Consider the following 21,749-nt stretch of genomic DNA (forward strand, 5'->3'; position numbering starts at 1 on the left):
GGACAGGACGGGCATGGCGATAACTCCTTGGATTCGTTATCGCATAATCGATTGGGTTTGTCAAACCGATAATCGCCTTGCCGAAAACCTCTTCCTCGTCGCGGTGTGAGCCGACGACCGCCTTTGTCGGCCGTCCGCTTTTGTCATCCTTCTCGTCTTCGTCCTGCGTCGGCATCATGCGGCTCCCTCGAGCCGATCGTCGTCCGGCCGCAGTTGCAGATCGTAGAGCGCGCGATAGCGACCGCCGAGCGCCAGCAATTCCTCATGCGTGCCGCGTTCGACGATGCGGCCGCCTTCGACGAACAGGATCTGGTCGGCATGCATCAGCGAGCTCAGCCGGTGCGAGATGATCAGCGTCACACGATCCCTGGCGAAGCGCTTCATCGCTGCGCGGATGCGCTGCTCGGTGCCTGCATCGATGGCCGCGGTGGAATCGTCGAAAACCAGGACCGATGGCCGCAGCATCAGGCTGCGCGCGATGGTCAGGCGCTGGCGCTGGCCGCCGGAAAGCGACGCGCCGCGCTCGCCGACGACCGTGGTGTAGCCGGCCGGAAGCCCGATAATGTAGTTGTGCAGCTGGGCATACTCGGCGGCCTGACCGATACGGGTCTCGCGCGCCCAGGGATTGCCGTAGGCGATGTTGTTCTCGATCGAGGTGGTGAACAGGAACGCATCCTGCTGCACGACGCCGACCACCTTGCGCAGCGATTGCAGCGTGACCTTACGAATGTCCTGGCCGTCGATGGTGATCGCGCCCGAGGTCACGTCGTAGAAGCGCGGGATCAGATGCGCGATGGTCGACTTGCCGCTGCCGGGCGGACCGACAATGCCGACCGTCTCGCCGGACTTGGCCTCGAAAGAGATGCCGGACAGGGTCGGGCGGCCGCCCGCGCCCTCATACCGGAAGCCGACATTGTCGAAACGCAGCACGCCCTCGGTGATGTCCAGTTCCCTGGCGTCAGGCGCGTCCTTGATGTCGAGCTCGGTGTCGAGCAGTTCGAACAGCCGCGTGCCGCAGGTCGAGGCGCGCGCGAACGAATTGACCATCAGGCCGAGCTGGCGCACCGGCATCTGCAGGATGGTCATGAAGGTGAGGAACTGGGCCAGCGTGCCGACGCTGATCTGGCCCGCGATCACCTTCTGGCCGCCGAACCACAGCACCAGCCCCATGGCGGCGAGGAAGGAGAAATTCATGGCGCTGGTGTTGGAGACGCGGATGTCGACGCGTTCATTGGCCAGCTCGAGAGCATCCTGCTTGGCGCGGTCGAACTTCGCCAGCTCATGGCGCTGCGCCGCGAAGGCGCGCACGACGCGGATGCCGCCGAGATTTTCGTCCATCACCCGGCTCAGCACCGACAGCCGTTCCTGCAGGGTCAGCCAGGTGCTGCGCAGCTTGAGCTGAGTGACCGAGGAGCGCCAGGCAACGAACGGCACGAAGCTGAGGCTCAACAGTCCGAGCACGAGATCGGTGCTGATCAGGAGGTAGGCGCCAACGCCGATCAGCACGCCGAGCAGCACCACGCGCAGGATGCCGGTGGAAAAGAACATGCGCACGCCGTCGAGATCGAGCAGCCCGAGCGTGATGAGATCGCCGGTATGGACCCGGTCGTGGAAGGAGAAGCTCAGGCGCTGGATCTTCTCGTAGAAGGCGAGCCGCAGTTCATAACCGGTCTGGTGGCCGACCGCCTCGCCATAATAGTTCTGCGCCATGGTGAAGAGGCCACGCAGGATGCTGACGACGAGCAGCGTCAGCGCCGTGTTCCACAGCGCCTGCTCGGCCGCGGTTCCGGCACCCGCGGCCATCACGCCCTGAGCCTGGTCGATGGCGCGTCCGAGCAAGCGCGGAATGAAAAGCTGCAGCGTCGCGGCGATGAAGGTCGAGGCGAGGGTGATGGCGACTTGCCAGGGGTGGCGCAGCGTCATGCGCACGATCCGCAGCAAGGTGCTGAGGCCCTTGCCCCAAGAGGCTTCCGCCACATGGGCAAACGATTTGCCGCGCTTCGCCACGCCGCTGGCTGCATCCGTGCTCAAAGGAAAATATCCAGTCCAATCCGGACATTAGCCCGGATGAATAAAGCAGACTCAGTTCTGATGGCGCGATGTTACGCGTGTCGGACTTGACCCTTCAAGGGGCCAATGGCGGCATCGCACTGTGCCTGAAAAGGCGATCGTGTCGCAACTTGCCGCCGGTTTGCCGCCAGCGATCGATCCGGAACCTTTCCGGGCCGATAGGTTCTGGCTATTCAGGATACCCTGCTGCCGGTAGCAGGGCTTGCCGCATTTGCATGGGGGAACGACGTGACCACAAACACCAGCACACAGGTCGCGGATCTGATCGATCCGCAAGCCGTCTACACCGTGCTGATCTGCGATCTGGTCGGCTTGCGCCTCGGACCCGACGGCAAGCCTGATCCGAGCGAGGCGCGCGCCCATATCGAGGCCAAGGGCGGCCGCTTCCACCTGTCCGCGCTTGGCGACAAAGCCGATCTCGAGCAGGGCCGGGTGCATTTCTTCTACCGGCCGGACCTCAGCACCCGGGAGGAACTGATCGAAGCCGCGGGCGACGGACGCTATGACGGCGTCATCGCGGCGGCGACCTTTCTGCCCGCCGAGACCGTTTTTCCGTTGGCCGGCGTGCGCATCGGCGCCGGCACCGGCAATATGGGCTCTCGCTCCTGGGGCGGCGGCAGCGGCGAGGGCGGCACCGCGGTGCTGATGAACACGCCCGGCATCAACAGCCGCGCCACCGCGCAGATGGTGATGAAGGCGATCCTGAAAGTGCTGCCGGATCTCCCGGTCGCCTTGCTGCACGACCGGGTGGCGCGCGGCGCCTTCGATACCGGCAGGGAACTGCGCGATTTTCCGACCGAGAAGCTCGAAGGCAAGACGATCGCGATCATCGGCTATGGCAATATCGGCCGCGAGGTGGCCAAGCTCGCCCGCGCCTTCGGCATGCGCGTGGTGATTCATGCACGGCCACGGCACCGCGACTGGATCGAGGCCGAGGGTTTCGCCTATGCGGCGGACCTTGTCGATGCGGCGGAAGGCGCCGATGTGCTGAGTGTCCATGTCGGCCTGGGCAAGCAGGACGCGCGGACTGGCCGCTACGCCAATGCCGGGCTCATCGGTTCGGATGTCCTGTCACGCATGAACAGGGGCGCGGTGCTGGTCAATTACGACCGCGGTGAACTCGTCGACGTTGCGGCGCTTGGCGACGCGCTGGATGCAGGGCAGGTGCGCCACGCCGCCATCGATGCCGATCTCTTCAGCGATATGTCGACCGGGCGTCTCTCCGGCCCGATGCTGCCCTATCTCGGCCTTGTCGAAAGGCATGGGGCCAGGCTTGAACTTCTGCCGCACGCCGCGGCCGATACGGACCATCCCTCGCGCGTGGCCGGCGCCAAGCAGGCCGTCGACCAGATTTTCGATGTCATCCGCCGCAAATCGGTGACCAATGCGAAAGGCACCGTGCCGGAAGGGTATCTTTCCCTTGGCGCGACGACGCCGCCCGGCATCGGACCGGTGACGGCGGATCATCTCCTGAAACTGGCCGCCAGCGAATGCTCCGAACTGGCTGACGTCTGTGACCGGCAAAGCCGCTTGTGGAAGGCTCTATCGGAGGCGCCGCCCGCCGAGCGCGGCGCGATTGTCGGCGAACAAGGCGAGGAACTTGTCCGGCTGATCGACCGCTTCTGCCTCCTGGCCGAGAAGCTCAATCTCAGGGGCCCTTACCAATAGGATCAGGCCGGCCGGGTTTAAAAATGGCGACAAGCTGGCTCAGTATCTTGGTCCCGCCACCATCCGTGCCACCCGCGTCATGTCGGCGCTCATCTCGCGGTCGTCGTCGAGTGGGCTGACGAGCGCGCGGACAGCGGCGAAGGTGCGCTGCGGCCCTTCGCCCATTCTGTCGACGACGCCGCGCAACTCCACGCCTGTCGCCGCGAAGATCAGTTCCATGGCAACGAGATAGCGCATGCGCTCGATAATCTCGGCCGTCTTGGCCACCACGCGCGGCGCCATCGACGACTGGTCCTCGATGCCGTCCGAAACCGCCAGCGGGCTGAGCGACATCGGGTTGGCCAGATGCCGGATTTCGGCTTCGAGCGCTGACAATGGTTTCTGCAGCTCCGCATAGCCCTGACGGCTGCCGCCTCTCGCCGACAGGAAGCGCGGCAGGTCCGCTATGGTTGGCGACATCAGCTTCATGCAGCGGTTGGCGGTGCCGACGGCGCAATGCGCGAGCGCCTGGCCGAGCTGTTCCCAGGCGAGCGTCATCGCCGTGAGGTCGAAATTGCCGTTGGAAACCACCCGCTCGTCCTGCGGCAGGATGACGGGGTTGTCACCCGAATGGGTCAGTTCGATCTCCGTTGCCAGCCTTGCCTGTTCGAACGCATTGAGCAGGCCGCCCCAGACCTGGGGCACGCAGCGATAGCTGAGCGGATCCTGCAGGCGCCGCGCCGCCTTGTCCTGCCACAGGCCGCTGCCCACGAGCTCCTTACGCAGCCGCGCGCCGATCTCGCGCTGGCCGAACGCCGGCCGCGCGGCAAGGGCATCCGCGTCGATCGCGGTGAGGGAGGAGCGAAACGCCTCATAGTTGAGCGCCACGGCAGCCAGCGCCCAGTCAATGAGATGGGCGATGTCTTCGAGGCACAGGCACGCCGTTCCGGTCGACAGGCTGTTGGCAACGATGATGGCGTGGCCGTCTTTTTCGCGCAGGTCGAGCGGTTCCAGTCCGGCGAGAGCCAGCGCCTCGGCGGAGGGCATGATCCTGCCCTGGAACTCCGCCTCGCCATCGCCGCGCAGCGACCTTGCCATATGGCCGAGATGGGCAAGGTCGGCCGCGCCGATCGATCCCCATGTGGGGATCACCGGATGGACGCCGGCGTTGAGCGCGGCGACAAGACCCAGGACCACGCGTTCGGAGGTGCCGGTGCCGCCGGCCGCCATGCCCGAAATGCGTGCGGTCATCAACGCCCGCACCGCTTCGGTCGGCAGGGCAGGCCCGATACCCATGCTGTGGCTGAGCGGCACGCTGTGCTGGAAGGCGATCAGGTCGGCCTGCGCGAGCGGCGTGTCGACACAGGCGCCGAGGCCAGTCGTGACGCCGTACATCGGCTTGCCAAGCCCGGTGAGATGCTCGATGAGGGCGCGGCTCGCCCGGATGCGGCGCATCGCCTCTTCGCCCAGCATCAGGCGGGCTCTGCGTCGGGCAATCTCAGCCACATCCGCGACGCCGAGCGGATTGGCGTCGAGCACTATCATTCGGGCTGTCATGTCTCGCTGTTTCCTGTGACCAGACGCCCGGACCAAACGGCATGGGCATCGCCGTTTGTGGCGGCTTGCTGGCTGGACTGCAAGTCATTCCCATTGTGGCAGCGGCGAGAAGGCAGGCAAGGGAGGGGCGAGATTTTTGGAACTACACCGGCTGCTCCGCGACAGCATCGGGTACCACCACCAGCTTGCCGACAAAATCCTTGGCAACGAAATCCGCCTGCGCGTGGTGGAAATCGGAGAGCCTGTAGACGCCGCCGACCAGCGGCCGGATTTTTCCCGCCTCGATATATCCGACGATCCGGCGGAAATCGGCGCGCGTGCCCTGGCTGGAGCCATGCAACTGCAGCTGCTTGAGATACATGGTCCTGAGATCGAGCTGCACGACCGGGCCGGCGATCGCACCGGCGGTGGTGTAACGGCCTTCGGGCCTGAGAATACGCAGGAGATCGTTGAAGATCGCGCCGCCGACGAGATCGGCCACCACGTCGATGGGCTGGCCGCCGGTCGCCTCGGTCACGGCTCGCGGCAGGTCGGCGACGCCACGGGTGATGACCGCCTCGGCGCCGATATCGAGCACCGCCTGCTCCTTGCCCTTGCCGACGACGGCATAGGGAATGGCGCCGCGCGCCCGTGCCAGTTGCACGATGCCCGAGCCGACGCCGCCGGAGGCGCCGGTGACCAGCACCCGCTCGCCGGCCTTCAGGCCCGCGCGTTCCAGCATCTGTTCGCCGGTCAGATAGGCGCAGCAGAAGGTGGCGAGTTCGACATCGGTCATGTCCGTGTCGACGACATGCGCGTTCTCGGCCGGCACGGTTTGATACTCGGCATAACCGCCGTCGCGGCCGTGGCCCATATAATCTATGTCGGCCAGCGAATCGTCGTCGCGATTGTAGATCGAGAAATCAACCATAACCCGCTCGCCGATACGGTCCGGCGAAACGCCATCGCCTACCGCAACGATGGTGCCAACCGTGTCGGTGCCCTGGATGCGCGGGAAAACAAGCGTGTTGCCCTGCCGCCGCCAGGTCGACACGGCGGAAGCGTCGTCTTCCGTGCCATAGGCGCCCTGGCGCACCCAGACGTCGGTGTTGTTCATGCCGCAAGCTGTGACCTTGACCAGCGCTTCGCCAGGCGCGGGTGCCGGCACTTTCACATCGGTGCGGTAGAGGAGCTTTTCCGGTCCGCCGTGCCCGGTGAGCAGCACGGCGGCCATGGTGGCGGGGAGATTTTTTGTCATGGCATTCATGGGTCGATCTTAGAGATTGGCAAACACGCTTTTCACCGCATCGGCGGTCCTGGCCACCACGATGTCGGCTTCTTCGCGCGTCAGGCAGAGCGGCGGCGCGAAGCCGAGTATGTCGCCCTGCGGCATGGCGCGGCCGATGACGCCGCTGGCGGCAAGCGCCGTCGCCACTTGCGGACCGATCTTTTGCGAAGCATCGAAGAACACCCGGTCGTCCTTGTCGGCGACGAACTCGACCGCCGCCAGCATGCCGTCGCCGCGCACGTCGCCGACATTCATGTGGCTACCGACGGCCTTTGCCAGTTCGGCTCGGAAATAGGCACCGGTCTCGCGGGCATTTGTCACCAGATCCATCTCGTCGATCAGTTCCAGATTGGCCACGCCCGCGGCAACACAGATCGGATGCGCCGAATAGGTCCAGCCATGGCCGAGCGAGCCGAGCTTGTCGGAACCTTCGACCAGCACCTTCCACACCTTGTCGGCGACAATGACGCCCGAAAGCGGTGCATAGGCCGAGGTCAGCCCCTTGGCGATGGTGATCAGATCCGGCTTGATGCGGTAGTGATCGGAGCCGAACATGGTGCCCAGCCGGCCGAAACCCGTCACCACCTCGTCGGCGACCAGCAGCACGTCATACTTCTTCAGCACGGCCTGGATCTTCTCCCAGTAGCCGGCCGGCGGCGGCACGATGCCGCCCGTGCCGAGGATCGGCTCGCCGATGAAGGCGGCGAAGGTTTCAGGACCCTCGGCCAGGATCATCTCCTCGAGCTTGTCGGCACAGTGCTGCGAGAATTGCTCCTCGCTCATCGAGCGGTCGGCGCGGCGGAAATAGTACGGCGCTTCGGTGTGGAGCACCGGCGCGCGCGGCAAGTCGAAGGCGTTGTGGAACAGGTCGAGCCCGGTCAGCGATCCGGTCATCACGCCCGAGCCGTGATACCCGCGCCAGCGCGAGATGATCTTCTTCTTCTCCGGCCGGCCCAGCACATTGTTGTAGTACCAGATCAGCTTGATGTTGGTTTCGTTGGCGTCCGAGCCGGAGAGGCCGAAATAGACCCTCGACATGCCCTTCGGCGCGCGGTCGATGATCATCTTGGCAAGCGTGATCGAGGCCTCGGTGCCGTGGCCGACATACGCATGATAGTAGGCAAGGTTCTTAGCCTGGGTTGCGATCGCATCGGCGATCTTCTGGCGGCCGTAGCCGACATTGACGCAATAGAGGCCGGCAAAGGCATCGATGCTCTTCTTGCCATTGTTGTCCCACACGGTGACGCCTTCACCGCCGGCCATGATGCGGGTCGGGCTCTCACCCCGCGCATGCGTGCCCATATGCGTCGAGGGATGGAAGAAGTGGTCGCGATCCCAGGCGGCGAGTTCGTTGGACTGGTCGAGCATTTTTCTGACTCCTTGAGGAAAGCGAACGCGACTTAAGATGTGTTGAGATTCAGGTCAGGCCGAGCCGAAAATGTCAGGTTTCGAGAACCGGAGCGGAGCGTACTCAAGTACGTGAGCACCGGAAGCGCAGAAGCCTGGCATTTGCAGGCCGGCATCACCTGAATATCGACACATCTTAAGCTACGTCCAGACAGAGATATTTCAGATCGGTGAAAGCCTCCAGCCCATGGCGCGAACCTTCGCGGCCGATGCCGGATTGCTTGACGCCGCCAAACGGGATCGGCGCGCCGGTGATCTTGACGCGGTTGACGGCGACCATGCCGTAGTCGAGCGCGCGGCCCATGCGCTGCTGGCGCGCGCCGTTCTCTGTCACGACATAGGCGACCAGGCCGTATTCGGTGGCGTTGGCGCATCCGATGACCTCGTCCTCGCTGTCGAAGGGCGCGACCGCCGCGACCGGCCCGAAGGTCTCTTCGTGCATGATCGACGCCTCATCGGTGACGTCGGCCAGCAGTGTCGGCTGGTAGAACAATGGCCCGGCCTGATGGCGCTTGCCGCCGGTGAGACAGCGCGCGCCATGGGCAAGCGCATCGGCGACCTGCTCCTCGACCTTAGTGACCGCGCGCTCATGCATCAGCGGTCCGATGTCGGTTTTCTCGGCGAGGCCATTACCGGTCCGCAGCGCCTCGATGCGTCTCGCAAAGGCGGCGCAGAAGCGATCGTAGAGCGGACGCTGGACGTAGATGCGGTTGGCGGCAAGGCAATCCTGGCCCGATGTGGCGAATTTGGCATCGATGGCGATGCTCACGGCCTTGTCCAGATCGGCATCGGCAAAGACGATCAGCGGCGCGTGGCCGCCAAGCTCCATCACCAGCCGCTTCATCGTCGGCGCACTCTGTGCCGCGATCAGCCTGCCGATCTCGGTCGAGCCGGTAAAGCTCATGGCACGGATTCGCGGATCCTCGCACATCCGCCCGACGATCGTCGCGGCCTTGCCGGTGACGATGTTGAAGACCCCGGCCGGCAGGCCGGCGCGCTCGCCAAGTTCGGCCAGCGCCAGCGCCGACAGCGGCGTTTCCGAGGATGGATGCGCGACGATGGTGCAGCCGGCTGCAAGGGCGGCGGCCGCCTTGCGGGCCAACATGGCCGACGGAAAATTCCACGGCGTGACGACGCCGACGACACCGAGCGGTTCGCGTCGCACCATCATTTCCGCGTTCGGCAGATGGCTGGTGACGCTCTCGGCGTTGAGGCGCTTGGCTTCCTCGGCGTACCATTCGACGAAGGAGGCGGCGTAGTCGATTTCGCCCAGCGATTCCTGCAGCGGCTTGCCTTGTTCCAAGGTCATCAGCAAAGCCAGATCATCTTTCGCTGCGATGATCAGCTCGAACCATTTTCGCAGGATTCTTGACCGCTCCTGCGGCAGCAGCGACCGCCAGGCAGGAAAGGCTCGTGCGGCGGCATCGATCGCTTTTGTCGTTTGCCGTGCATCCAGCGCGGCAACGAAGGCAACGGTGGTGCCGGTCGCCGGATCGGTGACCTCGAAACTTTCGGCGGCCTCGCTCGCCGTCCAGTGGCCGTCGACATAGGCGAGCTCGCGCAGCAGCCGGCGGTCGGCTAGGCGGTCGAGCGCTTCGTGGCGATGCGAGCGGGCGAAATGCGCGGACATGGTCGAGGCCTCCCGGTTCGGACTGATGCGGGAAGACTATCCGCCATGCGTAGACAGAGAGGCTGTTTGGGCACCCGGAAGGAGAGAGATTCTCTCTATTGCACCGTCCCGGCAGACGATCTCTCCGGTACTACGGTGACGCCGGCAGCAACTCGGCGATGGGAAGCGCGATCTCTTCCTTCACCGTCTTGGTCACGATGTAGGTGAAGTAGCGATCGATTCCGATCTCGCGCTCGAGCAGCCCGTCGACCAGCCGCTGGTAGGCGTCGATGTCGCGCGCCATCACTTTCAGCAGATAGTCGACGCCGCCACCCACCGACCAGCAGGAGACGATCTCGGGGATGTCGCGGATGACGCGCTCGAAGCGGTCGAAATCGGCCTGGCGGTGGCTGGCCAGCGTCACCTCCATCAGCACGGTGGCCACCGGCGCCACGACGCGCATGGCGATCCGGGCGTGATAGCCCGCAACGATACCGGCCTTTTCCAGCTTGCGCAGCCGCATCCAGCACGGCGTCGGCGACAGCCCTACCTGCTCGGCCAGTGCCAGCTTGGTGATGCGCCCGTCGCGCTGGATGGCGTCGAGGATTTTGAGGTCGATAGCGTCGAGTTTCGCTGCGGTCATCAGAGCCCACTTTTTCGTCCACGGTACCATGAGGGCGCATTATTTCGATTGTCAATTGCACTGATTTCGATCTCTAATAAGTCATGACATTGTGGCAACCAGATCCCGCGCTCATCCGGCGGCCAGCCTATCAATCGCTGGCCGATCAGTTCGCGCGCGCCATCCATGACGGGCGTCTCGCTAATGGCGCCCGTCTGCCCACGCATCGCCGGCTGGCCGATGACCTCAAACTGTCGGTGCAAACGGTCAGCCGCGCCTATGAGGAGCTGATCCGGCGCGGCCTGATTTCGGGCGAGATCGGCCGTGGCAGCTTCGTCCAGACGCAGCGCCGCGAACCGGAGCCACCCTACCTGCCGGAGCGTCTTGGCGAGGTCATCGACCTGTCCATCCTGAAGCCGGTCTGCGAGCCGATGCATCTGGAGCGGCTGAAGCAGGCATTGGGGTGGCTCGCCGAAAACCTGCCGTCGAGTTCGGCGCTATCCTTCCGGCCCAACATGGTGTTTCCGCGCCACCGTGCGGTGGCGGTCGAATGGCTGAAACTTTGCGGGCTGGATGCCTCCGCGCAGAATATCAGCCTGACCAACGGCGCCACCGCCGGCATGACAGTGGCGCTGATGAGTGTGGCGCCGCCGGGATCGACCGTCGCCACCGAGGCGATCGGCCATCATACGCTGGTGCCGCTGGCGCGCTATCTCGGCTTCAACCTCGAAGGCCTGCCGATCGACGATAATGGCCTGATCCCGGAAGCGCTGGACGAGGCCTGCAGGCTTTCCGACATCCGCGCCGTGTTTGTGCAGCCTTCGGTGATCAATCCTACGGCAACGCTGATGGATGCTGGGCGCCGCGCCGAGATCGCCGCGGTCGCGCGCAAGCACGACATCGCCATCATCGAGAACGATGTGCTGGGGCCGCTGGTCGAGGACCGGCCGCCGCCGGTCGCCGCCTTTGCCCCGGAGCGCACGCTCTACGTCACCTCCTTCACCAAGATCACCGTGCCCGGCCTGCGCATCGGCTATCTCGCCGCGCCCGACCGCTATGTCGCCGCCGTCGCCAACCGGCACCTGGTCTCCAACTGGATGGCAACGCCGCTGGTGGCCGAGATCGCCACCAAATGGGTGACCGACGGCACCGCGATGGAACTCGTCCGCTGGCAGCGCACGGCCCTGCGGCGGCGGCAGGATATCGCGGCCGAGGTGCTTGCCGGGATCGACTATCGCGCCCGGCGCGACGGGCTGCACGTCTGGTTGCAACTGCCCGACGACCGCGCCGAGGAGGGCTTTGTCGCCCAGGCCCGGCTCCAGGGCGTGGCGATCGCGCCTGGCACGTCCTTCCGCATTTCGGATGCGCCGTGGCATCCGGCTGTCCGTATCTCGCTGGGCTCGACCACCGAAGGGGAACTGCGCGCCGGCCTCGGCGTTGTCACCAAGCTCTTGCTTGGCGATCCGGAGCATCTGCTGCTGGCGATTTAGGCCGCCCATGCTTCGAAATTGTGCGGAATCAGAATAATTGTCATGATATTATTTTCCCAATTGACATGATTTGGCGCGTTCCGCATCGTTAAGGGCACAGGCTTCTCCAGCACGGGGAAATTCATTTGTCCGCACCCATCATCAAGGTCGATGCCATTTCGAAGAGCTTCGGCGCCTTCAAGGTGCTGGACGGCCTGTCGATGCAGGTCATGCCGCGCGAGAAGCTGGCGCTGATCGGCCCCTCCGGCTCGGGCAAGACGACGATCCTGCGCATCCTGATGACGCTGGAGCGCATCGACGGCGGTCACATCCAGATCGAGGGCGAGCATCTCTACCACATGGAGCGCAACGGCCAGTTGCTGCCGGCCGACGAGCGGCATCTGGCAAGGATGCGCCAGAAGATCGGCATGGTCTTCCAGCTGTTCAACCTGTTTCCGCACAAGAGCGTCATCGACAATGTGACCCTGGCGCCGATGCTGACCAAGGGCACGCCACGCGCCGCCGCCGAGAAGCGGGCGATGGAACTCCTCGACATGGTCGGCATGGCCGACAAGGCCAAGGCGATGCCGGCGCAGCTGTCGGGCGGCCAGAAACAGCGCGTGGCGATCGCCAGGGCGCTCGCACTGCAGCCCAGGATCATGCTGTTCGACGAGGTGACATCGGCGCTCGATCCGGAGCTGGTCGAGGAGGTGTTGAACGTCTTGTGGCGGCTCTGCGCCGAGACCGACATGACCATGCTACTGGTTACTCATGAGATGGGCTTTGCCCACGACTTCGCTGACCGGGTGCTGTTCTTCGATCGCGGCAAGATCGTCGAGGAAGGCAAGCCCGACGAGATTTTCCGCCATCCCAAGCAGGAGCGCACGCAAGGCTTCCTGAAGAAGATCATCGCGGCCGGACATCGCGTCTGACCGCCATGCCTGCGGGAAGGCGTAGCCGTCCCGCAATCAAAACCAAATGACAAAACCAAGAAACAAGGAGTTGGGAACAATGAAGAAACTTGGCATTCTGGCCGGCGTCGCCGGCCTTGCACTGACGGCGGTGCTGGCCGCCTCGATTCCGGGCTCGGCCGACGACAGCAAGCTCGAGCAGCTCAAGTCGCAGGGCTTCGCCCGCCTCGCCATCGCCAATGAACCGCCCTATACGGCGGTCGCCGCCGACGGCAAGGTTTCGGGAGCCGCGCCCGACGTGGCGCGCGAGATATTCAAGCGGCTGGGTGTCGCCGATGTCGTTGCCTCGATTTCCGAATATGGCGCCATGATCCCCGGCCTGCAGGCCGGTCGCTTCGACGTCGTCACCGCCGGCCTGTTCATGAAGCCGGAGCGTTGCGCCGCGGTTGCCTATTCCGAACCCGTGCTGTGCGATGCCGAGGCGATGCTGGTGAAAAAGGGCAATCCAAAGGGCTTCAAGAGCTACGAGGACGTCGCCAAGGACACGTCCGCCACCATTGGCGCGCCCGGCGGCGGCACCGAGGAGAAACTGGCGCTCAACGCCGGCGTGCCGCGCGAACGTGTCATCGTCGTGCCGGACGGCCAGAGCGGCCTGAAGATGGTACAGGACGGCCGCATCGACGCGTATTCGCTGCCGGTCCTGTCGATCAACGATCTGATGAAAAAGGCCAATGATCCGAACCTGGAGGTCATCGCGCCGGTGCAGGGCGCGCCGGTGTATTGCGACGGCGCCGCCTTCAAGAAAGGCGACGAGGCGCTGCGCGATGCCTTCGACGTCGAACTCGCCAAGATGAAGAAGTCGGGCGAGTTCGCCAAGATCATCGAGCCTTACGGCTTCTCGGCCGCCGCCGCGATGTCGACGACGCGCGACAAGCTTTGCGCGGCGAAATGATTTTTGCCTTCTCCCCGTTCACGGGGACAAGGTGCCCCGAAGGGGCGGATGAGGGGCAGCGCCAAGTTTGGAGAAGCCAACGCCGCCCCTCAACTGCCTGCCGGCATCTCTCCCCGTGAACGGGGAGAAGGGACCAAGATCAAACGTTGGAACCTACATGACCCAGTGGTCCGGCTATTTCGGCCTGATATTGCAGGGAGCACTTGTCACCATCGAGTTGACGCTGATGGGATCGTTGCTTGCGCTGATCATGGCCTTTCTTGCCGGCATGGGACGGCTGTCGCGCTTCCTCGTGCTGCGCGCGCTCGCCACCGCCTACATCGAGTTCTTCCGCGGCACGTCGATCTTCGTGCAGCTGTTCTTCGCCTATTTCGTGTTGCCCTTGGTGGGTTTCGAACTGACCCCGCTGCAAGCCGGCGTGCTGGCACTCGGCTTGAATGTCGGCGCCTATGCCGCCGAAGTGGTGCGCGGTGCCGTGCAATCGATCGGCCGCGAACAGCATGAAGCCTGCATCGCGCTCAATCTCGGCCGTTGGCAAGGCCTGCGCCACGTCATCCTGCCGCAGGCGTTTCTTGTGATGCTGCCGACCTTCGGCAACAACGCCATCGAATTGCTCAAGGCGACTTCGGTGGTCTCGCTGATCTCGCTCGCGGATCTCACCTTCCAGGCGCAGGTGGTGCGTGCACAGACCGGCAATACCATGGTGCCGTTCGCCACCATCCTGGTCATCTATTTCATCCTGGCGCTGCTCATCTCATGGGGCGTGCGCTCGCTGGAGCGCCGCATGGCGCGCGGCCTCGACGGAGTGCGTGTCTGATGGTCGTGGCGCGCTGATGGCAAAGGTTCGCTGATGGATTGGGATTGGGATTTTGTCCGGCAGATCCTGCCGACGCTGATCCAGGGGGTGAAGATCACCATACTGGCGACGCTGCTCGGCTCGGTGCTGGCGGCGATCGTGGGGCTGGGCATTGCGCTGGCGCGCCGGTCGCCCAACAAGGTGCTGTCGCGTAGCGTCGGCTGGGCGGCCGAATTCATCCGCGGCACACCGCTCCTGGTGCAGCTCTATTTCATCTTCTACGTGCTGCCCGACATCGGCATTCTTCTGCCGCCGCTCGTTGCCGGCGTCATCGGGCTTGGGCTGCATTACGGCACGTACACGGCGGAGGTCTACCGCGCCGGCATCGACAATGTGCCGCGCGGCCAGTGGGAGGCCGCCAAGGCCTGCAACCTCAACGCCCGGCAGACCTGGACGCACATCATCATCCCGCAGGCCATCCCACCGATGATCCCGGCGCTGGCCAACTATTTCATCGCCATGTTCAAGGAGACGCCGCTGCTTTCGGCGATCACCGTATTGGAATTGATGAACCAGGCGAAAAGCGTCGCCAACACCTACTATCGTTATCTGGAGCCGATCACGCTGGTCGGCGCCTTCTTCCTCGCCATCAGTCTTTGTTCGGTCGTGCTGCTGCGCTGGCTGGAGCGTCGTTACGGCAAGATCGAGAGGTAACCGATGAAACCCTTGCCCGAAATCACAGTCCATCCGAAGCGGCCATCGCTCGACGATCGTCCGCTCGACAAGCGTATCGGCCTGATCATCCTGGCCACGGATCACACCAGCGAACCGGACTTTCGCCGCATGATGGCAAGCGATCGGATCGGCGTCTATGTCGCGCGCATCCCCTATGCCAATCCGACGACGCCGGAAAACCTGCGCAAGATGCAGCCGGCGCTGACGGCAGGCGCGGCATTGATCCTGCCCGGCGAGAAGCTCGACGCCATCTGCTATTCCTGCACCTCGGCCTCGGTGGTGATCGGCGATGCCGAGATCGAGGCGGCGATTCAGTCCGCCAAGTCAGGCATTCCCGTGGTTACGCCGCCGATGGCAGGCGTGCGCGGGCTGAACGCCTTCGGCGTGCGTCGCATCAGCATCCTGACGCCCTACACGGTCGAAACCTCCAGGCCGATGGCGACGTATTTCGCTGCGCGTGGCTTCGAGATCGCCAGCTTCACCTGTCTCGGCTTCGAGGACGATCGCGAGATGGCGCGGATTCCGCCGGCGGCGCTTGTCGATCTTACGCGGCAAGTGACTCACCCACAGGCCGACGCCCTGTTCGTATCCTGCACGGCCCTGCGCGGCGCGCTTGCGGTCACAGGGATGGAAAAGGCGATCGGTCGCCCGGTAGTCACCAGCAACCAGGCCAGTGCCTGGAATTGTTTGCGGCTGTGTGGCGACGACACAGCCCACCCTGAATTCGGCCGTCTGATGACACTGCCTTTGCCGCGCGGCTGACGACTATGGCGACAGTGACCCTCAGCGATATCCATGCCGCGCGCGAGCGAATTCACAACAAGGTCGAGCGGACGCCAACTGCGACGTCCCCAAGCCTTTCGCAACGCTTTGGCGTGCCGGTTTACCTCAAGCTCGAGCACCGGCAGACCACCGGCAGCTTCAAGCTGCGCGGCGCCTCGAATGCCGTCGCTTCGCTCAGCGCGGAAGAGAAGACGCGCGGTGTCGTTGCCGCCTCGACCGGTAATCACGGCCGGGCACTGGCGCATGCGGCGAAACTCGAAGGCATGCGCGCCGTGATCTGCATGTCGCGTCTGGTGCCCCGGAACAAGCTCGACGAAATCCGCCGGCTCGACGCCGAGGTCCGCATCGTCGGCAACAGCCAGGACGACGCGCAGCAGGAGGTCGAGCGGCTGGTGGCGGGGGAGGGACTGGTGATGCTGCCGCCCTTCGATCATCCCGCCATCATCGCCGGGCAAGGCACGCTCGGGCTGGAGATGATCGAGCAGGTTCCTGATGCCGGTCTCGTACTGGTGCAACTTTCCGGCGGCGGATTGGCTTCCGGTGTTGCTGCCGCCGTCAAGGGTGTCAGCCCCGGAACAAAAATCATCGGCGTGTCGATGGCGCGGGGTGCCGCGATGAAAGCGAGCCTTGATGCCGGCCGGCCTGTCCTGGTGGAGGAATTGCCGACGCTGGCGGATTCGCTCGGCGGCGGCATCGGCCTCGACAACAGGCTGACTTTCACCATGTGCCGCGACCTGCTCGACGACGTCATCCTGCTTAGCGAGGACGAGATCGCCGCCGGCATACGCCACGCCTATGCGCGGGAGCGCGAGATCGTCGAGGGCGCCGGCGTGGTCGGCATCGCCGCGCTGCTCGCCGGCAAGGTCAAGACGGAAGGACCGGTGGTGGTGCTGCTCTCCGGCCGCAACATCGACATGAACGCGCACCGCAAGATCATCTGCGGTGAGGCGATCGCGGAGCGTGCCGCATGAGCCGGATGACAATCCTAACTGAAGCTGAATTGCGCAAGATCGTGACGCTCGATCTCGACGCCGTCGCTTGTGTCGAGAACGCTTTTCGCGCGCTCGCCACCTTGCCGGTGGCGATGCCGCCGATACTGCGGCTCGACATCCCCGAGCATCGCGGCGAAGTCGACGTGAAGTCCGCTTACGTACCCGGTATCGACGGCTTTGCCGTCAAGATCAGCTCCGGCTTCTTCGACAATCCAAAACTCGGCCTGCCGAGCGGCGGCGGCATGATGGTGCTGCTGTCGGCAAAGACCGGTGTGGTCGAGGCGCTGCTGCTCGACAACGGCTACCTGACCGATGTCCGCACCGCCGCCGCCGGTGCGGTCGCGGCCAAACATCTGTCGCGCGAGGACTCCACCGTGGCGGCGATCTTCGGCGCCGGTTTGCAGGCAGGTCTGCAATTGGAAGCATTGCGCCTTGTCAGGCCGATCAAGGAGGCCCGCATCTGGGCGCGCGACGCCGCCAAGGCCGAAGCCGCCGCTGCCCGCTTGCACGAAAGACTGGGCATTGTCGTGCGCGCCGAGCCCGACGCGGCAAGCGCCGTTGCCGGCGCCGACATCATCGTTACCACCACGCCGTCGACCAAGCCGCTGATCAAGCCCGGCTTCGTGTCCGCCGGCCAGCACATCACCGCCATGGGTTCGGATGCCGAGCACAAGAACGAGATCGCGCCGGCGATCCTGCGCATGGCCGATCTCTATGTCGCTGATAGCGCCCGCCAGACACGGCGGCTGGGCGAACTCCACCATGCGATCGCGGCGGGAGTGATGCCGGCTGATGCTGAAGTCATTGAACTCGGCCAGGTCATCGCCGGCGTCAAACATGGCCGGCGCTCGGCCAGCGACATCACCATCGCCGACCTGACCGGCACTGGCGTCCAGGACACCGCGATCGCCACGCTCGCCCGCGACCGCGCGCGGGCGACCAACTCCGGAACCATTTTTGAAAGCTGACGCTGGTCGCAGGAGCACGATCCGGAAAAGTGGAAACCCGTTTTCCGAAAGGATCGTGCTCAAGCTCCCACAAACGAGGACCAAGAACAATGCAACCAAACCTGAAATTCTCGCGCGGCGAATTTGCCGATCGCCTCGCGAAAACGCGGAAAGCCATGGAGGTCAAGGGCGTCGATCTCCTTGTTATCAGCGACCCCTCCAACATGGCCTGGCTGACCGGCTATGACGGCTGGTCGTTCTATGTACATCAGGCGGTCATCGTGCCGCCTTCGGGCGAGCCGGTGTGGTATGGCCGAGGTCAGGACGCCAATGGCGCCAAACGCACCGCCTATCTCGCGCATGACAACATCATCGGCTACGCCGATCACTACGTGCAGTCGACGGAGCGCCACCCGATGGACTTCCTGTCAAGCGTGGTGATCGATCGCGGTTGGGGCAAGCTCACCATCGGCGTCGAGATGGACAATTACTGGTTCTCGGCCGCTGCGTTCGCGTCGCTGCAGAAGCATCTGCCCAATGCCCGCTTCGTCGATGCCACCGCCCTGGTCAACTGGCAGCGCGCGGTGAAGAGCCCGACCGAGATCGACTATATGCGCAAGGCCGCCCGCATCGTCGAAGCCATGCATCAGCGCATTGTCGACAAGATTGAAGTCGGCATGCGCAAATGCGATCTCGTCGCCGAAATCTATGACGCCGGCACGCGCGGCGTTGACGGTATCGGTGGCGACTATCCGGCGATCGTCCCGCTACTGCCGTCGGGCGTGGACGCTTCGGCGCCGCACCTGACCTGGGACGACCAGCCGATGAAGCGGGGGGAGGGTACCTTCTTCGAGATCGCCGGCTGCTACAACCGCTACCATTGCCCGCTGTCGCGCACCGTGTTCCTCGGCAAGCCGACCCGGGAATTTCTCGATGCCGAGAAGGCGACCCTGGAAGGCATGGAGGCGGGGCTTGCGGCCGCAAAGCCCGGCAATGCCTGCGAGGACATTGCCAACGCCTTCTTCGCCGTCCTGAAAAAATACGGCATCGTCAAGGACAACCGCACCGGCTACTCGATCGGCCTGTCCTATCCGCCGGATTGGGGCGAGCGCACAATGAGCCTGCGCCCCGGCGATCGCACCGAACTCAAGCCCGGCATGACCTTCCACTTCATGACCGGCTTGTGGCTGGAGACGATGGGGCTTGAAATCACCGAATCCATCTTGATCACCGAAACCGGGGTAGAGTGCTTGGCCAATGTGCCGCGCAAACTGGTGGTGAAGAATTGAGCCCGCTGTCCAGCCTTCGCCCGTCGCCGATCGCACCGACCGTCGATTTCGACCGCGATGGTGTCCAGCATGGTTTCCTGCGCCTGCCCTATAGCCGAGACGACTCTGCCTGGGGTTCGGTGATGATCCCGATCTGCGTCATCCGCAACGGCAAGGGACCGGCGGCGTTGCTTTCCGGCGGCAACCATGGCGACGAGTATGAAGGGCCGCTGGCGCTCTACGATCTCGCCCGTACGCTCGATCCCGCGCAAGTCAGCGGCACGGTGATCATCGTGCCGGCAATGAACTATCCGGCTTTCAGAGCCGGCACGCGGACATCGCCGATCGACAAGGGCAACATGAACCGCAGCTTTCCCGGCCGGCCGGATGGTACGGTGACCGAGAAGATCGCCGACTATTTCCAGCGCGAGTTGCTGCCGCGCGCCGACATCGTGTTCGATTTTCACTCTGGTGGAAAGACGCTGGACTTCGTCCCGTTCTGCGCCGCGCACACTTTGTCCGACAAGGCACTCGAGCAGAAAGCCTTCGATGCGGTGGCGGCATTCTCTGCTCCGTTCTCGATGCGCATGATCGAGATCGATTCCGTCGGCATGTACGACACGGCGGCGGAGGAAATGGGCAAGGTCTTCGTCAGCACCGAGCTTGGCGGCGGCGGCACCTCACGCGCGCAAACGGTGCGGATCGCGCGGCGCGGCATTCTCAATGTGCTGCGCCATGCCGGCATTGTTGCTGGTGCGGCCGAGAGGGACAGAACTCAGTGGCTGGACATGCCGTCCGGCGATTGCTTCTCCTTCGCCGAGGACGACGGCATGATCGAGACCATGGTCGATCTCGGCGAGTCCGTCCAGGAAGGCTCGATGCTGGCGCGCATCCATTCCGTTGGCCGCACCGGCGTCGCCCCGCAGGAAATCCGGGCAAAAATGTCGGGCATGCTGGCGGCGCGGCATTTTCCAGGCCTGGTCAAGGCCGGCGACTGCGTGGCGGTGGTTGCCGTGCGGGTCGATTGATCAAAGCGGTTCCCGGCCAAGCCCAATCCTGTACACGAGGATACTTATATCCTCGATGCTTTTCCACTAGGCTGATGCCATCCGAGGTGGGAGCATCGATTGCGCGGATTTTCCGAAGGCCTGATTGAGAGGCCGCAGACCGTGGCGGAGCAGGTTGCCAATGTCCTGCGCGAGGCCATAGCCAGCGGGACGCTGAAGGCGGGAACCGCGCTGCGCCAGGACGACTTGGCCGAGCAGTTCGGCTTCAGCCGCATGCCGATTCGAGACGCCCTTCGCCAATTGGAGGCGGAGGGTATTGTTTCCATTCACCCGACCAAGGGCGCGCATGTCGCCCGGATGGACGGCGCCGAAATAAGCGAGATCTACGCCGTGCGCGAATTGCTGGAGTGCGAAGCGCTGCGGCTGTCCGTGCCGGCTTTGTCGGACAGCAAGCTCGATGAGGCCGAACAGGCGCTCGACCAGATCGATGCGGAGCGCAATGTCGGCCGCTGGGGCGCGTTGAACCGCACCTTTCATCTGTCGCTCTACAATGCCTGCGGCAACCAGCGCCTGCTTGGCCTGATCGAGGCGCATCACAACGCCGCCGATCGCTATGTCCGCATCCTCTTGTCGAACCTCGACTATCGTACGCGCTCGCAGAGCGAGCATCGCGACCTGTTGGCCGCCTGCCGCCGGCATGACGGCAAGGTGGCCGTAAGCATTCTGCGGCGACATCTGCGCGAAGGAAGCGAGACACTCGTCAAAGCGATAGAGGGCGGCGGTCTGTCGCGAAAAATACGAGCCTCGGCAGGCAGTACCGAGGGCTGATCAAAACCGGTACGCCAAGTGCAGTTGCGTCAATATCCGTTCACTGCCACATACTGCAACATCAATGCCCTCCGCGAGGATCGCCATGTCTCCCGTCAGTCACTTGCCGGCGCGCGCCCTTGCCCCGCGCCGCCACGACGAGATCCTCAGGCGGCTGGGCGCCCAGGGTTCCGTCAGCGTCGCCGAACTGGCCGAGTTCTTCGATGTCTCGCGCGAAACCATCCGCCGTGACCTGAAGCTGCTTGCGGACCAGGGCAGGCTCGGCATCGTGCATGGCGGTGCCGCCCGCTTCGAGCCGAGTGAACCGGCGATGAGCCTGCGCAGCCAGGAAAATACCCCAGGCAAGGCGGCGATCGGCAAGGCGGCCGCCGGCCTGATCAAGGACGGAATGGTTGTCTTCCTCGATTCCGGCACCACCACTTTTGCTGTCGCGCAGGCCATGGCTGGCTTGCGCGACCTCACAATTTGCACCGCCAGCCTGAAGATCGCGCTGCATCTGTGCCATGTCCCCGGCATGCGCGTCCACATGCTGGGTGGCGAGATCGATCCGGGCGAGGAAGCGGCTTCCGGCATCGACACGCTCGATGCCATGGCGCGCTTTCGCGTCGACATCGCCTTTCTGGGCGGCGGTGCCCTGTCGCCGGACGGAGAGGTCACCGACTTCACTCGCGCCGGGGCCGAGCAGCGTGGCCGTATGATCGCGCTCGCCGGCAGGGCCTATTTCGTGCTCGACAGCAGCAAGTTCGGCAAGCTGACGCCGCTCAGGATTCCAAACTTCGACCGCGCTGCCGGAGTGATCGTCGACGCCAGTCCCGAACCTGCGCTTGTCGAAGCGCTTTCGCAAAAGGGGCTCGGACTCATCGTGGCGATGTTGATGTGATA

19 protein-coding genes are annotated in these 21,749 nt (G+C 64.3%); 13 read left to right on the forward strand and 6 right to left on the reverse strand.

What is annotated here, in order from left to right; all coding sequences use genetic code 11:
• Positions 1-174: 174 nt before the first annotated feature.
• Positions 175-2,031, reverse strand: coding sequence for an ABC transporter ATP-binding protein (locus tag AC07SZ_RS32700; RefSeq protein WP_494917553.1), 1,857 nt, complete (start codon positions 2,029-2,031; stop codon positions 175-177).
• A 267-nt stretch (positions 2,032-2,298) separates the two neighbouring features.
• Between AC07SZ_RS32700 and AC07SZ_RS32705 the strand changes: the two genes are divergently transcribed.
• Positions 2,299-3,738, forward strand: a complete 1,440-nt coding sequence (locus AC07SZ_RS32705) for an NAD(P)-dependent oxidoreductase (protein ID WP_172374300.1) — start codon at positions 2,299-2,301, stop codon at positions 3,736-3,738.
• Positions 3,739-3,777: 39 nt separating this feature from the next.
• Here AC07SZ_RS32705 and AC07SZ_RS32710 read toward each other — a convergent pair whose 3' ends face one another.
• The 5 genes from AC07SZ_RS32710 to AC07SZ_RS32730 all read right to left on the reverse strand — a co-directional run bounded on the left by AC07SZ_RS32710 (position 3,778) and on the right by AC07SZ_RS32730 (position 10,200).
• On the reverse strand, positions 3,778-5,274 hold the full coding sequence (locus AC07SZ_RS32710) for an HAL/PAL/TAL family ammonia-lyase (protein ID WP_494917554.1): 1,497 nt from the start codon (positions 5,272-5,274) through the stop codon (positions 3,778-3,780).
• 142 nt (positions 5,275-5,416) lie between these two features.
• Positions 5,417-6,520, reverse strand: coding sequence for an alcohol dehydrogenase family protein (locus AC07SZ_RS32715; protein ID WP_494917555.1), 1,104 nt, complete (start codon positions 6,518-6,520; stop codon positions 5,417-5,419).
• A 9-nt stretch (positions 6,521-6,529) separates the two neighbouring features.
• Positions 6,530-7,909, reverse strand: a complete 1,380-nt coding sequence (locus AC07SZ_RS32720; protein WP_494917556.1) for an aspartate aminotransferase family protein — start codon at positions 7,907-7,909, stop codon at positions 6,530-6,532.
• Between the two features lie 175 nt (positions 7,910-8,084).
• Positions 8,085-9,578, reverse strand: a complete 1,494-nt coding sequence (locus AC07SZ_RS32725; protein WP_056564816.1) for an NAD-dependent succinate-semialdehyde dehydrogenase — start codon at positions 9,576-9,578, stop codon at positions 8,085-8,087.
• A gap of 130 nt (positions 9,579-9,708) precedes the next feature.
• Positions 9,709-10,200, reverse strand: a complete 492-nt coding sequence (locus AC07SZ_RS32730) for an Lrp/AsnC family transcriptional regulator (RefSeq protein ID WP_056565735.1) — start codon at positions 10,198-10,200, stop codon at positions 9,709-9,711.
• 83 nt (positions 10,201-10,283) lie between these two features.
• Between AC07SZ_RS32730 and ehuR the strand changes: the two genes are divergently transcribed.
• From ehuR to AC07SZ_RS32790, 12 genes are all read left to right on the forward strand, one after another.
• Entirely contained in the window at positions 10,284-11,669 is a 1,386-nt protein-coding gene (gene ehuR / locus AC07SZ_RS32735; RefSeq protein ID WP_056564813.1) for a MocR-like ectoine utilization transcription factor EhuR, read from the forward strand.
• 125 nt (positions 11,670-11,794) lie between these two features.
• Positions 11,795-12,580 carry an ectoine/hydroxyectoine ABC transporter ATP-binding protein EhuA gene (ehuA, locus tag AC07SZ_RS32740; RefSeq protein ID WP_494917557.1) on the forward strand — a complete coding sequence of 262 codons (786 nt, stop codon included), beginning with the start codon at positions 11,795-11,797 and terminating at the stop codon, positions 12,578-12,580.
• 79 nt (positions 12,581-12,659) lie between these two features.
• The gene (ehuB, locus tag AC07SZ_RS32745) at positions 12,660-13,511 is read left to right on the forward strand and encodes an ectoine/hydroxyectoine ABC transporter substrate-binding protein EhuB (RefSeq protein ID WP_056564808.1); all 852 of its coding nucleotides are present in this window, start codon (positions 12,660-12,662) and stop codon (positions 13,509-13,511) included.
• Between the two features lie 157 nt (positions 13,512-13,668).
• Positions 13,669-14,328, forward strand: coding sequence for an ectoine/hydroxyectoine ABC transporter permease subunit EhuC (ehuC, locus tag AC07SZ_RS32750; protein ID WP_494917558.1), 660 nt, complete (start codon positions 13,669-13,671; stop codon positions 14,326-14,328).
• A gap of 33 nt (positions 14,329-14,361) precedes the next feature.
• On the forward strand, positions 14,362-15,021 hold the full coding sequence (ehuD, locus tag AC07SZ_RS32755; RefSeq protein WP_056564800.1) for an ectoine/hydroxyectoine ABC transporter permease subunit EhuD: 660 nt from the start codon (positions 14,362-14,364) through the stop codon (positions 15,019-15,021).
• Between the two features lie 3 nt (positions 15,022-15,024).
• The gene (eutA, locus tag AC07SZ_RS32760) at positions 15,025-15,804 is read left to right on the forward strand and encodes an ectoine utilization protein EutA (protein ID WP_494917559.1); all 780 of its coding nucleotides are present in this window, start codon (positions 15,025-15,027) and stop codon (positions 15,802-15,804) included.
• A 5-nt stretch (positions 15,805-15,809) separates the two neighbouring features.
• Positions 15,810-16,796 (forward strand): hydroxyectoine utilization dehydratase EutB, encoded by a 987-nt coding sequence (gene eutB, locus AC07SZ_RS32765; protein WP_494917560.1) that lies wholly within the window; start codon positions 15,810-15,812, stop codon positions 16,794-16,796.
• Entirely contained in the window at positions 16,793-17,785 is a 993-nt protein-coding gene (locus AC07SZ_RS32770) for a cyclodeaminase (RefSeq protein ID WP_494917561.1), read from the forward strand. Before eutB ends, AC07SZ_RS32770 begins: the two co-directional genes overlap by 4 nt.
• 89 nt (positions 17,786-17,874) lie before the next feature.
• Positions 17,875-19,053, forward strand: a complete 1,179-nt coding sequence (gene doeA / locus AC07SZ_RS32775) for an ectoine hydrolase DoeA (RefSeq protein ID WP_494917562.1) — start codon at positions 17,875-17,877, stop codon at positions 19,051-19,053.
• A 5-nt stretch (positions 19,054-19,058) separates the two neighbouring features.
• Positions 19,059-20,060, forward strand: a complete 1,002-nt coding sequence (gene doeB / locus AC07SZ_RS32780) for a N(2)-acetyl-L-2,4-diaminobutanoate deacetylase DoeB (protein WP_494917629.1) — start codon at positions 19,059-19,061, stop codon at positions 20,058-20,060.
• 99 nt (positions 20,061-20,159) lie between these two features.
• A complete protein-coding gene (locus AC07SZ_RS32785; RefSeq protein WP_056564778.1) occupies positions 20,160-20,867 on the forward strand; it encodes a GntR family transcriptional regulator in 708 nt (235 codons plus the stop codon).
• An 85-nt stretch (positions 20,868-20,952) separates the two neighbouring features.
• Positions 20,953-21,747, forward strand: coding sequence for a DeoR/GlpR family DNA-binding transcription regulator (locus AC07SZ_RS32790; protein ID WP_494917563.1), 795 nt, complete (start codon positions 20,953-20,955; stop codon positions 21,745-21,747).
• The last annotated feature ends 2 nt before the right edge of the window (positions 21,748-21,749 follow it).

Source organism: Mesorhizobium sp. GW821-FHT07A06 (assembly GCF_059419085.1).

Bases quoted from the DNA above. Each gene is read 5' to 3' on its own strand.
- ehuC (WP_494917558.1), top strand. From the start codon at position 13,669: ATGACCCAGTGGTCCGGCTATTTCGGCCTGATATTGCAGGGAGCACTT.
- ehuD (WP_056564800.1), top strand. From the start codon at position 14,362: ATGGATTGGGATTGGGATTTTGTCCGGCAGATCCTGCCGACGCTGATC.
- AC07SZ_RS32715 (WP_494917555.1), bottom strand. From the start codon at position 6,520: ATGAATGCCATGACAAAAAATCTCCCCGCCACCATGGCCGCCGTGCTG.
- eutA (WP_494917559.1), top strand. From the start codon at position 15,025: ATGAAACCCTTGCCCGAAATCACAGTCCATCCGAAGCGGCCATCGCTC.
- eutB (WP_494917560.1), top strand. From the start codon at position 15,810: ATGGCGACAGTGACCCTCAGCGATATCCATGCCGCGCGCGAGCGAATT.
- ehuB (WP_056564808.1), top strand. From the start codon at position 12,660: ATGAAGAAACTTGGCATTCTGGCCGGCGTCGCCGGCCTTGCACTGACG.
- AC07SZ_RS32720 (WP_494917556.1), bottom strand. From the start codon at position 7,909: ATGCTCGACCAGTCCAACGAACTCGCCGCCTGGGATCGCGACCACTTC.
- doeA (WP_494917562.1), top strand. From the start codon at position 17,875: ATGCAACCAAACCTGAAATTCTCGCGCGGCGAATTTGCCGATCGCCTC.
- AC07SZ_RS32725 (WP_056564816.1), bottom strand. From the start codon at position 9,578: ATGTCCGCGCATTTCGCCCGCTCGCATCGCCACGAAGCGCTCGACCGC.
- AC07SZ_RS32710 (WP_494917554.1), bottom strand. From the start codon at position 5,274: ATGACAGCCCGAATGATAGTGCTCGACGCCAATCCGCTCGGCGTCGCG.
- ehuR (WP_056564813.1), top strand. From the start codon at position 10,284: ATGACATTGTGGCAACCAGATCCCGCGCTCATCCGGCGGCCAGCCTAT.
- AC07SZ_RS32770 (WP_494917561.1), top strand. From the start codon at position 16,793: ATGAGCCGGATGACAATCCTAACTGAAGCTGAATTGCGCAAGATCGTG.
- AC07SZ_RS32790 (WP_494917563.1), top strand. From the start codon at position 20,953: ATGTCTCCCGTCAGTCACTTGCCGGCGCGCGCCCTTGCCCCGCGCCGC.
- AC07SZ_RS32730 (WP_056565735.1), bottom strand. From the start codon at position 10,200: ATGACCGCAGCGAAACTCGACGCTATCGACCTCAAAATCCTCGACGCC.